8 protein-coding genes are annotated in these 12,718 nt (G+C 48.7%); 3 read left to right on the top strand and 5 right to left on the bottom strand.

What is annotated here, in order from left to right; translation table 11 throughout:
- Positions 1–17 precede the first annotated feature (17 nt).
- Both aroB and G459_RS0115800 read right to left on the bottom strand, forming a co-directional pair.
- Positions 18–1,061, bottom strand: a complete 1,044-nt coding sequence (gene aroB / locus G459_RS0115805; RefSeq protein ID WP_026968511.1) for a 3-dehydroquinate synthase — start codon at positions 1,059–1,061, stop codon at positions 18–20.
- Positions 1,062–1,142: 81 nt separating this feature from the next.
- Positions 1,143–2,240, bottom strand: coding sequence for a chorismate mutase (locus G459_RS0115800; RefSeq protein WP_026968510.1), 1,098 nt, complete (start codon positions 2,238–2,240; stop codon positions 1,143–1,145).
- Between the two features lie 607 nt (positions 2,241–2,847).
- Here G459_RS0115800 and G459_RS0115795 point away from each other — a divergent pair.
- On the top strand, positions 2,848–4,029 hold the full coding sequence (locus tag G459_RS0115795; protein WP_026968509.1) for a proline dehydrogenase family protein: 1,182 nt from the start codon (positions 2,848–2,850) through the stop codon (positions 4,027–4,029).
- Positions 4,030–4,103: 74 nt separating this feature from the next.
- Positions 4,104–5,807 carry a lysine--tRNA ligase gene (gene lysS, locus G459_RS0115790; protein WP_026968508.1) on the top strand — a complete coding sequence of 568 codons (1,704 nt, stop codon included), beginning with the start codon at positions 4,104–4,106 and terminating at the stop codon, positions 5,805–5,807.
- 98 nt (positions 5,808–5,905) lie between these two features.
- Here the strand turns inward: lysS and G459_RS0115785 are convergent, their stop codons facing one another.
- On the bottom strand, positions 5,906–7,384 hold the full coding sequence (locus G459_RS0115785; RefSeq protein WP_026968507.1) for an alpha-amylase: 1,479 nt from the start codon (positions 7,382–7,384) through the stop codon (positions 5,906–5,908).
- A 286-nt stretch (positions 7,385–7,670) separates the two neighbouring features.
- Entirely contained in the window at positions 7,671–8,414 is a 744-nt protein-coding gene (locus tag G459_RS0115780) for a DUF4197 domain-containing protein (RefSeq protein WP_026968506.1), read from the bottom strand.
- 261 nt (positions 8,415–8,675) lie between these two features.
- On the opposite strand from G459_RS0115780, the gene G459_RS0115775 reads away from it, so the two are divergent.
- Positions 8,676–9,890, top strand: coding sequence for an arginine deiminase (locus G459_RS0115775; protein ID WP_026968505.1), 1,215 nt, complete (start codon positions 8,676–8,678; stop codon positions 9,888–9,890).
- A gap of 76 nt (positions 9,891–9,966) precedes the next feature.
- On the opposite strand, the gene G459_RS0115770 is transcribed toward G459_RS0115775, so the two are convergent.
- Positions 9,967–12,495 (bottom strand): putative LPS assembly protein LptD, encoded by a 2,529-nt coding sequence (locus tag G459_RS0115770; RefSeq protein ID WP_245588192.1) that lies wholly within the window; start codon positions 12,493–12,495, stop codon positions 9,967–9,969.
- Positions 12,496–12,718: the final 223 nt, after the last annotated feature.

Below are 12,718 nucleotides of genomic sequence, written 5' to 3'. Positions count from 1 at the left end.
GTGTGAGTAGTCAAGGCTCAGGCCGTTTTAAGATTGTGATAGTGGATGATTGCTTCGCGGATTTCCTCGCGGTTGACCGGGATATTGTAGGTGCAGTCGCCGATGGAAGTAAGCAGCGAAAACATCAAAGTGCTGCCTTCGTTTTTCTTGTCCTGCAGACAAAGATCAAGTATCGGATCAAGCTCGTCTACCGAAAAGTCAACTTTCCCGTAGATCTGAAGCATCATTTTCGTCAATTGATCCAATTCCTGATAGCTAAAACCGACCTTCTGAAAGGACAGAAATCCTTCGCAGATCATTCCCAAGGCGATGGCTTCGCCGTGGAGCAGATGATTGGAAGTATCGAGAAAGTGGGATTCAAACGCGTGTCCGATCGTATGGCCAAAGTTGAGAATCTTGCGAAGGCCAGCTTCCTTGGGATCGGCTTCGACGACGGCTTTTTTGATCCCGACAGAATGATGAATCAAACTCTCCCAATCCTGATTCTCCCAGTTTTCCGCATTCAGCTTCGAAAAATAGCTACTGTCGCGGATCAATCCATGCTTCAGGATTTCGGCATAGCCTGATCGCAGTTCGGCTTTGGGTAAGGTTGCGAGAAATTCCTGCGCGACGATGACTGTCTCGGGTTCATTGAATACACCGAGGTGGTTTTTCAAACCCTCAAAATCCACGCCTAGCTTGCCGCCCACGCTGGCATCGACCTGAGAAAGCAAGGTCGTCGGCATGTTGACGAAGCGGATGCCTCTTTTGTATAAGCTCGCGCAGAAGCCCCCCATGTCGGTGATTACGCCACCGCCGAGGTTGAGCATCAACGCTTTCCGATCCAGCGCAGCTTTGGTCATTTGACTCCAGATTTCGGCGCAGGTTTGGAGATTTTTATGAATCTCTCCGGCGGAGACACTGATATAAATTGTGTCCTGTGGTAAGACGGAGGAGATCAGCGGGAGACATTTGGACTGGGTGTTGGAGTCGGTCAGGACTACCAACCTGGAAAAAGAAAGATCGGCTAAGACGCCGCTAAGCGCATGCCTGACTTCTGAGGCGAAAATGACAGGATCCAAAGTGCAGCAGGATTTTGAGACAAAATAAAGGTAAGGAAAGCAGCCTCCAGGAGGGACTGCTTTCCGGGTTTGAGAGCAGATTTATTTCTTGACAGCTTCTCCTTCTCGAAGTTGTTTCTCTTGGCGTTTTACGGATTCTTCATGAATAGAATAAAGTAACTCCTTCATAAACTTCTCGCTGAGGTGCTTAGCAACTCCCTTTTGGGTGCGGCTTTCCATCACGTCTTTCCAGCGATCAGACTGAAATACCGACAAATGGTGCTCACGCTTGTGCGCGCCAATCTGATCGATCACTGCGAATCTTTCCTGAAGAATGTCCAGCAACTGGTCGTCCAGGTGATCCACCGCTCTGCGGAGATCCTGAAGCTTCTCGTCTGGCTTCATCGCTTCGAGAGACTCTTTGAAGTCGATAGAGCTGATCATTTCTTTCAGTCTGGCTGGAGTCACTTGCTGCTTGGCATCAGACCAGGCTTTGTCCGGATCGTGGTGCGTCTCGATCATCAGACCATCCAGTCCGAAGTTCATGGCGCTCTGAGCCACTTCAAGCAGTCCATCTCTCCGTCCTACGATGTGCGAAGGGTCATTGATGACTTCCATTCCGGTCCACTCACGCTTTAGGTGAATCGGCATAGACCAATTTGGCTTGTTTCTGAATCTCTTGTCATACGCATCAGAGAAGCCCCGGTGGATAGCCGCCAGTTTGTCGATGCCTACCGCGTACATTCTTTCCAAAGCTCCCATCCAAAGCTCCAGATCCGGGTTCATTGGGTTTTTTACCATGACGGGAATGTCCACGCCGCGAAGCGCTTCGGCAATTTCCTGTACTGCGAAAGGGTTAACAGTGGTGCGGGCACCGATCCAAAGCACGTCTATCTTGTGCTTCAGCGCCAGCTCTACGTGAGAAGCATTTCCCACTTCCACCGTGATTGGGATATTGAGGTTGTGACGGACGATTTCCATCCACTTCAGACCTTCTTCACCGACACCTTCGAAAGATCCCGGTCTGGTTCTTGGTTTCCAGATTCCAGCCCTGAACACCTGAGGGATCATGTTTTCTTCCTTCATTTCTTTACAGATCTGTTCGATCTGTTCCGGAGTTTCGGCTGAGCAAGGTCCTGCGATGATCAGCGGGGTGGTCAATCCCATTCCCCAATCTTTGATTTGTTTGTGCGGTTTCATAGTTCTGAACGTTTGAAATGAAAAAAGCCCGACTCTTTCGAACCGGGCTTTTTGTGTGTTTATTTTCTTTTAGTTTTTGGCTAGGCAATACACAGCTCCGATTCGATTTTGGCTTCGAAAGTAAAAGTAAAAGAAGGTAAAATAGATCGCTGCTGTAAGTAACATGCCACAAAAATAGAAGCTGATTGTTTAAAAACAAAATTATTTTCCCGAAGCTTTGTTAGCAATTCTTAATTCAAGAGCGGATTCTTTGCTTTTTCTCTAAATCGGCAAAATATTTAATCCAAAACAGAATGATGTTTCGAAATTAATTAAAAAATATTTTTAAAATTTTGAAAAAAATACTTTGGTGATTTTTCGTTTTTAATTTCTGTGATTCTGTGCAATGAAAATTGGCGATGTTGCTTGATCGAAGGTGTTTGCTGGGATCGGGAAGGTGAAGGACTTGTTTCGGTTTTCTATTCAAAAAAGTCGCTGGAAAGAACGTAAGGCAGCTTAGAAACTCGAAATTTTGCCTTCGTTTTGCGCTCGAGTCATCGCCTTTCTCCAAACATTCGACGGATTCAAGCTGTTTTTTTTGATATCTTTGCACCCTTAAAACAGCGGTATGCCGGTCAAACCCACTATTTCTTTCGAGAATCTGGAAGTGGCTTTTGCTTCCAAAAGTGATGCAGAGCTCAGGAAAATGTACCTGATTTTCGCAACCCTCAACAACAATCTGATTTCTGATTTGGGTATTGGCTTGGCCAATTTGGCATTCAAACTCAAGCTTCCTGTAAAAGGAATCATGAAGCGCACCATGTTTGGGCATTTCTGTGGCGGAGAAACCATCGCCGAAAGCATTCAGGCGTGTAAGCACCTGGCCAAGTTTGGCGTTAAATCCATCTTGGATCTCTCCGTGGAGGGAAAAGGGGATGAGGAATCTTTTGACAAAACCTGTGAAGAGATCTACCAAACTCTCGTGGAATCAGCCAAGACCGACTACATGCCATTTGGGGTTTTCAAGGTGACTGGGCTGGGTGACTACCATATCATGGAGAAAATTCAGGCCGGAGAGAAGTTGACTGAGGAAGAGCGTGCCGCTTTTGAAAGAACCCGTGGAAGGGTGGATCGCTTGTGCAAGGCAGCCCACGACTTGGGAGTGAAGATTATGTCTGATGCAGAGGAAAGCTGGTTTCAGGATGTTATCGACGATCTGACTTACGAGGCCATGGAGCGATATAACAAAGATCGCTGCGTAGTCTACAACACGTATCAGATGTACCGTCATGATTCGCTCGCTCGATTGAAAAGGGCACACGGCGAGGCGCTGGACCGCGGCTATATCTTGGGAGCAAAACCCGTAAGGGGCGCCTACATGGAAAAGGAACGAGAAAGAGCCCAGGAATTGGGGTATGCAGACCCGATCCAGCCTAACAAGGCCGCAACGGACCGGGACTATGACGCCGCTATCAAGTATTGCTTGGAAAATTCGGTTTGGTTGGTGTGTGCGACTCACAATGAGAAAAGCGCGCTCAAGCTCACAGAACTGATGAACTTACACGCGATCGATCCCAAGTCTGAGCGCGTGTATTTCTCCCAGCTTTATGGCATGAGTGATAACATTTCCTTCAACCTTGCAAAACTCGGGTATAACGTCGCCAAGTACATGCCTTATGGACCGGTGGAGAAGGTGATGCCTTATCTGACCCGAAGAGCATCCGAAAACACCTCGATTGCCGGGCAAAGCAGCCGGGAATTTGACCTCATCAAAAGGGAGATGAAAAGGAGGAAAGTAAGTAGGCAGTGATCAGTTTGCAGCCGCAGTGATCAGGGTGACAGACCTAATTTCAAATATCGAATTTCAAATATCAACTATAGAAAATGCAACTTCTGAGCGAACAGGAACTTGAACGCAGAAAAGACCGGGAAGAACTGATGGCCTTGGGGATCAATCCCTATCCGGCGGAGTCTTTTCCCATCAACGTCACTGCGGAGGATATCCATAGAAATTACGAAAACAGAAAGACAGACTACAAGGACATCTCCATCGCTGGTCGTCTGATGAGTCGTCGGATCATGGGTTCAGCTTCCTTTGCTGAGATTCAGGACTCGACGGGGATTCTGCAGATCTATGTGCGTAGGGACGATATCTGTCCGGATGAGGACAAAACTTTTTACAACACCGTTTTCAAGAAGCTTCTTGGACTGGGAGATTTTGTGGGGGTGAAAGGCTACATTTTCACCACGCAGACCGGTGAAATATCACTTCACGTCACCGATATTAAGATTCTTGCCAAGTCTGTGAAACCGCTCCCTGTGGTGAAAAGAGATGAAGATGGCAAAGTTCACGACGGTTTCACCGATCCAGAGATGCGGTACAGACAGCGCTACGTGGATCTCACGGTCAATCCAGATGTGAAGAAAACCTTCATCACCCGCTCCCGAATCATCACGCAGATGCGTCGTTATTTCGACGACCACGGATGGCTGGAAGTAGAGACGCCAATCCTTCAGGCGGTCCACGGCGGCGCTGCCGCCCGTCCGTTCAATACGCATCACAACACGCTGGACATGCCGCTGTATTTGCGGATTGCCAATGAACTCTACCTAAAAAGGTTGATCGTAGGCGGTTTCGACGGCGTGTACGAGTTTGGAAAGATGTTCCGAAACGAAGGAATGGACCGCACGCACAATCCGGAATTCACTTCGATGGAGATCTACGTGGCCTACAAGGACTACATCTGGATGATGGAGATGGTGGAAGAGATGATCGAGCAGGTTGCCGAGTCGATTCATGGCAAGACCAAGATCAAGGTCGGCGCCAATGAGATCGAATTTGCCGGGCCATACCGAAGGCTGACTATGTACGATTCGATCAAGGAATATACTGGGGTCGACGTGAGCAAGATGAATGAGGACGAACTCCGCACGGTATGTGCAGAGATGGGTATCGCCACTGACGCGACCATGGGCAAAGGCAAACTGGTCGATGAGATCTTCAGCGAAAAGGTGGAAGCACACTTGATCCAGCCGACGTACATTACCGACTATCCAATCGAGATGACACCGCTCGCGAAAAAGCACAGAACAGAGCCAGGGCTAGTGGAGAGATTCGAACTGTTTGTCAATGGCAAAGAAATCGGAAACGCCTACTCAGAACTGAACGATCCAATTGATCAGCGGGAGCGCTTTGAAGATCAGCTGAAGCTTGCCGAGAGAGGCGATGATGAAGCGATGGCGATGGACGAAGATTTCCTCCGTGCCCTGGAGTACGGCATGCCGCCAACCTCAGGTTTGGGAATTGGAATCGACCGACTGACGATGTTGATGACCAACAATACCACGATCCAGGAAGTGTTGTTTTTCCCTCAGATGAGACCTGAGAAAAAGGCTGTGGAGATGACAGAGGATGAAAAACTGGTGCTGGAACTCTTGAAGAAAGAGCATCCGATGGATCTCGCTAAACTAAAAGGACAATCTGGTCTAAGCGGCAAGAAATGGGATGTAGCAATGAAAGGCTTGACCCAAAAAGAACTGGCCAAAGTCCAAAAAGACGGAGATCTACTGACAGTTCATCCGCTTTGATAGATAATTTGATTTAAGAAAAACCGGGCTGAGAGGCCCGGTTTTTTGTTTTATAAAACTTTCAGAAAACCGATAGCACATGTGGACGGAGTCTTCTGTTAAATCACCTCCGTCCAGACCGACACTGAGCCCGGTGCGCAGTGAAAGTCTGCCCATCCCGAGTCGTCTACCCATACCTCATCGGGGATCTTGCCGAGCATATCTTTGAAGCTTCGACCCGCATATCTAACTCCGATCTCCATGCGTATAGTTGCTCCGTCAGCGTTTGACAGTACCACCGCACATCCGCTGTGCTCCTCGTCGCCTTCCCGCGTCCAGCCAAGTGCATTCGGGTTCTCGAAATAGTCCCGCTGGGTACCAAACGCAAAATCCTTTCTGGCATAAAGTAGGTTTTCCAGCTCTTCCACCCGGTCGAGAAAGATTTCATGATCCTGTCCGTCCCTGCCTTGATCCCAATAGTGCGCTCCAAAAAGGTCGGGATAGAAAACACAAGGATAGCCGTCTTTTCTCAAGAGTATCAAGGCATAGGCCAGCGGTTTAAACCAGGCTTCTACGGGAGCCTCCAAGGTCTGCAGCGGTTGGGTGTCATGATTGTCAACCTGAGTCACTGCCAGCTCTGGCGTGTGCGCCACCAGCGTGCCGTCGAAGATTTGGCGTAGGTCGTAGTCGCTGCCTGCACCGGATGCCGTATGGAAATTATGCTGCAGCGCAGCGTCAAAAAGACTCATTGTACCCTTGGTGGCATCGAGGTATCGGGTCATAAGATCCAGTTGCCCGGGGGCCCAATATTCTCCGACAGCAAAGATGTTTTTGCCGGTTTTTTCCCGGATATGGTACAGCAATTCTTGGAAATATTCCGGCGAAACGTGTTTTACAGCGTCCAGTCTGATCCCATCATAGTAGGTGAGCTCGTGGAGCCAAAGTGCATACTTGAGGATTTCTTCCCGCACAGCAGGATTTCTGAATTCAATGTCGCAAAACATCAGAAAGTCGTAGTTTCCTTTCTCGATATCGATCATCTGCTCCCAGTCGTTTCCGTATTCGCTGATCAGGTTGAAGATTCCCTGTTCTTGATTACGATGATCGTAATCCACTCCTGTGAAGCAGTGCCGATCCCAGATGAAGTCGGAATGCTGACCGCTTCTCCCGGGAAAAGTAAACCGTGTGAAGGCTTCGATCTCGTAAGGTTCGGAGAGGTTTTCCAGCCGGTTTTCTTCATTGACCTTTACCGCTTGGACGATCTCGGATTCATCTCCACCTGCTTTGTGGTTCAGTACAAAGTCTAGGATGACTTGCACGCCGCGGTCGTGTAGCGCTTTCGTGGCTTCGATGAATTCATCTTTGGTGCCGTATTTGGTTCGCACGGATCCTTTCTGGTCAAATTCTCCCAAGTCAAACAAATCATAGGAGTCGTACCCGACGCTCATTCCGCCGACTTCTCCTTTGCCGGGCGGGGGGAGCCAAGCGCTGGTAATTCCCAGATAGCCGAGATATTCGGCTTTTTCTTTGACTTCCTTCCAGAGGGTATCCTCGGGTGTGTACCAGTGAAAATACTGGATCATGGTTCCGTTTTTCATGTGTTTATCACTTGTTTTTAGTTGCCACATGGAATCTCGCATGGCCACTAATCATCCCAGTGTGAGTCGTTGGCGACATGCTTGATTTCATATAAAAATTAGTTGGTTAACTGGTTTAGCAAATCGATAGACGACAAAGCCAATACACGGTTTGAACAGTGCGTCAAAAAACTGCATCGATTAATTTCCCAAAGCTTTGCTGTAGGTCTTTAAGTGAAAATTCGATACAGGTCATCCATTGGATTCAAATTCATAAGTCATTGAAGACCAATGGCGCTTCTGTTCGCTACTTCTTCTGACTGTCGGCATAGCCGAATACTTTCTTCAGCAGCGGGGAGGTTCTCGCTCCGACGCTTTCGCGGATTTTCAGTTCTTCTTTGGCGATTTCTATAAAAAGCCCATCAATCGCTTTTTTGGTCACATAGGCTGTTAGGTCAGCGTCGATTTTTTTAACCAAAGGCACTTTATTGTACTGGGTCATGACGTCGCTCCAGTATTTGGTTGCGTCGACTTTCTTCAGACTTGCGTCGACGATTGGAGAAAACTTGGCAGAAAGCGAATCGGTCGTGGTTCGATGAAAATACTGCGTGGCAGCGTCAGGTTCCCCCAGCAGGATCTGTTGCACATCCTGAAAACTCATCTGCTTGATGGCTGCCGTGAAGATTGGCTTAGCCTCTTTCGCCGCGTCTTCGGCTGCGCGATTGACGCTGGTGATTACCTGATCGCACATCGACCCGAGTCCAAGAGACCGCAGTGTCTTTTCTACGCTTTTTGCTTCCTCCGGAAAAAGGATCTGCACGTCCAGGTTTTTTAGATAGCCATCTGTCAGTGACAGCCGATCCGTGCTGATTCCGGTTCCTTTTTCCAAAGCTTCCTTCAGACCCATGGTGATTTCGGAGGTGCTGGGGTTTCCGGCGATTTGTCCGGCTTTTTCCAGTAACTTATTTATCTGAGCCGTGGATTGGCAGGATTGTATGAAAAATGCCACGGTCAAGATGCACGGAATGGCAAGCTTTTGAAATGAGAACATGAAAGGATTTTTTTAAGTGATAAACACGCCAACGAAATAAGTATGCCAATTGATTTGGTTTGCAAAAAGATAAAAGAGGAAGCTGTACGTGCAGATTTCCATTTTGGTCAGAATGCGACCCTTTTTAGCTAGAAATCAGATTTATTATTTAACTTGAATTATTGACAGGAGTAAGTGTTTTGTTGTGAATATTTTAATGACGTAAAATTTATATTTTGGAAAATGTAACAAAATGTCATTTTTGTTGAAAATGTGGAAATAATGAATCTTAGGATAAACTCGGAATTTGGAACACTGAAGGCTGTGCTGATGCACCGGCCCGGAAAGGAGATTGACAGGCTGACGCCTTACAACAAGGATTTCCTGCTCTTTGAGGATGTACCCTATCTGGAAGCACTTCAGAGAGAGCACGACACTTTCTCGAGCCTTATCAAGGACTCCACAGGCGCCCATGTGTATCAATTGAGAGAGCTGTTGATTCGCGTACTCTACGACGGGGAAATTCTTCTCAGGTTGATGCGGGAATCCCTCAGGCGCTCTGGTCTGACGCATATTGCAGAGGATATCCTGGAGCGGTATTCTACGGCGGAGTGCGCGGGTATCTTGACTGCGGGGCTGAAGATTCACGAGTTGAAGCAGAAGCTGCCGAAATTGAACGCAGGGGAGTTGTATGATTTTGCTTTTGCGATACCTCCGTGCCCTAACCTGTATTTCCAGCGGGATCCGATGGCACTGACACCGGGAGGGATTATTTTTTCCTCGATGAAGATGGAGGGCCGACAGCGCGAGGCGGATCTGCTACGGACGATATTTGAGAATCACCCGGACTTCAAAAGTAACGTGACGACCATCTATCCCATCGAGGGGCATGATACGCCGCCAAGTATCGAAGGTGGGGACGTGATCATCCTTTCCCACGAAGCCGTGGCCATCGGTAACTCCGAGCGGACCGATGAGAAAGCCATCTACCATGCTGCAAAAGCCCTGCTTGCAGAGGGCTCGGTCAAGCGAGTCTACGAGGTTCACTTACCTAAAAAACGCCAATTCATGCATTTGGATACAGTTTTTACGGTCTTGGATGAGAACCTCGTGTTGACCTATCCTGATGCGATGAACTCGGTGCTGCAGACGTCACTCTATACCTTGAAGGAGGCCAACGGCGACAAAGTGAGCATCAAAAGAGAAGTGCTCAAGGAATCGCTTCTGACCGTGTTGTCCAGGGAAATCCCCCACCTGGAGATCTTGAGCACTGGAGACGGCAATGCGGACTATGCGCTGAGGGAGCAGTGGTTTGACGGTGCCAACGTGTTTGCCATAGGCCCGAGAAGGGTGATTTCGTACAATCGGAACATCCACACCAACCGTGCGCTTAGAAATATGGGCGTAGAAGTGCTGGAGATTCCTTCTTCAGAATTGAGCCGCGGCCTCGGCGGTCCAAGGTGCATGACGATGCCGCTGAGCAGGTCGAGAATCTGATTTCGCTGAGAGGTAGGTAGTGGAAAAACTGAAAAGCGCTGTCGAAAAGTGATTTTGACGGCGCTTTTGCATGTCCTTAGAAGTCGTAGAATGACCTCCTTCGGGATACTTTGAGATCCTGAAGAATACTCGACTTGACCCGGATGTCGATGCTATAGGATGTGAACTTTCCGAAGGGCACCCAGTTGACGTTCATCTGCCAGCAGTGAAGATCCCGCGCGATGCCAATCATGGTTTGGGTGATGGCGGCAGCCTGGAAATCAAAGCCGGAGTTGAAGTTGATTTTCCATTTTTCGGAAAGTGACAAATCTCCACTCAAGCTCAAGGTTTGGGTGATGTTTGTGTTATTGTTGATCTGCCTTGAATAGGACAGATTGTAGCCCATGGATAAATTCCAAGGGATGTCCCAATCGATGTATCGACTCGGGTCGGAGACGATCCGGTTGATTTCATTTTGGGCAAATTCGTCCATGACGCCTCCTCGTTGGATGAAATCCTGCGTGATGTCGTCGCGGACTTCGCCGGGTGTTTGTCCGCTTCGGGGATTGATCGACGCGTTCATATTGAGTGAGGCATTGCGGATCGTCCCGATTCCTTGACCGTTGGACCACGCAAATCGATTAACACGTTCGTAGAGAAGGGTGTTGTTTTCACCCTGAGAGGTGACTACGGCATACGGGTCGATGGTGCTGGTCAGGTTGACAGAGAGCTTGCGCTCAAAGAAGCTCGTCCGGGCTGATATCTGAAAAGGAGAAAGCTTGAACGAATCCGCCGCGAAATTGTAGGCAGTGTTGATGTTGAAGGACTCCAGCAAAGGAATTTTCTTGGTGGCGTTTTCGGATGTGCTGTCTTTTAGATTTAGGATTTTGGCTTCCAGCACGTTTCGAATGCCGATGCTGAGCGCACGCGATTCACCCAGCGGAGCTCCGCCAAATACGAATCCCTGATGTCTGGAGAATCGTTGGAATCTACCCGTCGAATCCACCTGAACCTCCTGATAATACCCGTAGGATGGATCAGAGAAATCGGGGGTATAGTTGAAGGCGAAAGTCGGTGCGATGTGATGGCGTATGGTCTGGATTTTGCCGCTTGGCTTGAAATTATAGAAGCCGTAAAAGTTGGTGTTCATCGCAAACGAACTGTTGTAAAATCCAACCCGGTTAAATCCATCTTCGACAATTCGGTCTACCCGTTCTTCGGTCGGGTTGTAGTAGTAGTTGATCCGCTGGAGGTACCAGAGTTCGTTGTAGTTGACCGAGGCGGTACCTGTGAAATAGTTGAAAAGCGTGAAGTTGGAAGAGAGCGGGATCGTGTTTCTGGCGCCGTTATTTGCATTAGCCAGCAGCAAATCCAAGTTGGCCAGATTGAAAGGGATAATCTCCGGCCCGGTGCCAATCTCGGGATTGTTAACTCCAAACTGCTGCTGAACCCGGTTGGATATCGTGTTTTGCATGTTGAAGTTGTAGGCCACGTTCAGCGTTTTCAGGGGCTCAAACTTGACGTTTTTGAAAGGACTCTGCCTGTTCATGTTCACGGCAATCGTCGGCAGATCCAGTCGTACTTCTCCGGTTTGCACACTTTGTGAATGCCGGAAGTTGGCAGACATGCTAAACGGAGTGCCGGAAAAGGTTTTGGAGTAAGAGATGTTTGAGTTAAGATCGGCCGTGACGTTATTGTTGAAATTATTTTGGCTGGCCACGTTATTGAAATAGCTGGTCGAGCCGGCATTCACCGAGGCTGAAAAGCGGCTGGTTCCGCGGCTGACCGGCGTATGGCTCCACTGAACACGGAAGGTGTTGTAGTCGACGGGATTGAGCTCGGTTTCTGGGCTTTTAAATTTCTGAAAATCTACGTTGAATGCCCCGCTGAAGCGATAGCGCTTGGTGTACACCGCCTGCGATTTCAGACCCCAGCCACCTTTGGAATAGATGTCTCCAGTGACACGGGCGTGTATGTAGTCGTTGATGGCAAAGTAATATCCCAAGTCCTGCAGGAATATACCTCGGGTTTGCTCCTTGCCGTATCGGGGAAAGATGACGCCGGAAGCTTTTTCCTCAGGTGTGTCCGGGATCAGTCCAAAGGGGAGTCCCAGCGGCGTCGGAATCCCGTTAAAATACAGGTTGAAAGGTCCCGAGACCACTTGCTTGCCTTGGATCGCTTTGATTTTTTTGGAAGAGATATGCCAATGCGGGTTGGTCAGCGTACAGGTGGTATAGTAGCCGTGATCCAGATAGATACTGCCGTCTTCCATTTTTTTGATGGTTTCGCCCCGCAGTACTCCGTCCTGTTGCTCTGTGACGACATCTTTGATGATGGCTTTTTGCGTCTTGAAGTTGTACCGCATCTCTTTACGAATCTCATAGGAGGTGCCTTGATCTGTGAAAAACGGATTGCCGGTGACGGCTCCCAAGCTGTCGGTGACCCCAGTGGCGTAGAGTTCCGAGTTTTTCCAATCGATCACAATCCGCTCTGCCTCCAGCTTCATCTGACCGTACTCGAACCGGGCGCTTTTGTAGAGGTAAACCTTGTTTTCAGTGAAATCAGTGATGATACTGTCCTCGGCGAAATACAGAATTTCGGTCTGGATCGTACTTGTGGGCATCATTTTTGCCGAATCAAGATTAATCAAAGTGTCTTGCCTGGCAGGAATGGTATCTGTTGGTGGAAGGTTTCGGGGTGGAGGCGTCAAGGTGTCCGGTGCGACGAGGACTCTTTCCCTGTTAGGCTGAGTAGGACGCTGCGCCAATGCCAGTTGTGGGAAGATCCAAAGCCCTGAAATAATCAAAAAAAGGATTCTGAAACCCGACACTGCTGCTTGCGCTTTGTTT

Source organism: Algoriphagus terrigena DSM 22685, assembly GCF_000429445.1.
In the GTDB taxonomy this organism is placed as follows: Bacteria; Bacteroidota; Bacteroidia; order Cytophagales; family Cyclobacteriaceae; genus Algoriphagus; species Algoriphagus terrigena.
The sequence above is the reverse complement of the archived record's forward strand: the minus strand, read 5'-3'. Positions and strand labels throughout refer to the sequence as shown.

Coding starts and splice junctions, on each gene's coding strand:
- G459_RS0115800 (WP_026968510.1), bottom strand. CDS start 2,240: ATGAAACCGCACAAACAAATCAAAGATTGGGGAATGGGATTGACCACC.
- G459_RS0115795 (WP_026968509.1), top strand. CDS start 2,848: ATGCCGGTCAAACCCACTATTTCTTTCGAGAATCTGGAAGTGGCTTTT.
- lysS (WP_026968508.1), top strand. CDS start 4,104: ATGCAACTTCTGAGCGAACAGGAACTTGAACGCAGAAAAGACCGGGAA.
- G459_RS0115785 (WP_026968507.1), bottom strand. CDS start 7,384: ATGAAAAACGGAACCATGATCCAGTATTTTCACTGGTACACACCCGAG.
- G459_RS0115780 (WP_026968506.1), bottom strand. CDS start 8,414: ATGTTCTCATTTCAAAAGCTTGCCATTCCGTGCATCTTGACCGTGGCA.
- G459_RS0115775 (WP_026968505.1), top strand. CDS start 8,676: ATGAATCTTAGGATAAACTCGGAATTTGGAACACTGAAGGCTGTGCTG.
- G459_RS0115770 (WP_245588192.1), bottom strand. CDS start 12,495: ATGATGCCCACAAGTACGATCCAGACCGAAATTCTGTATTTCGCCGAG.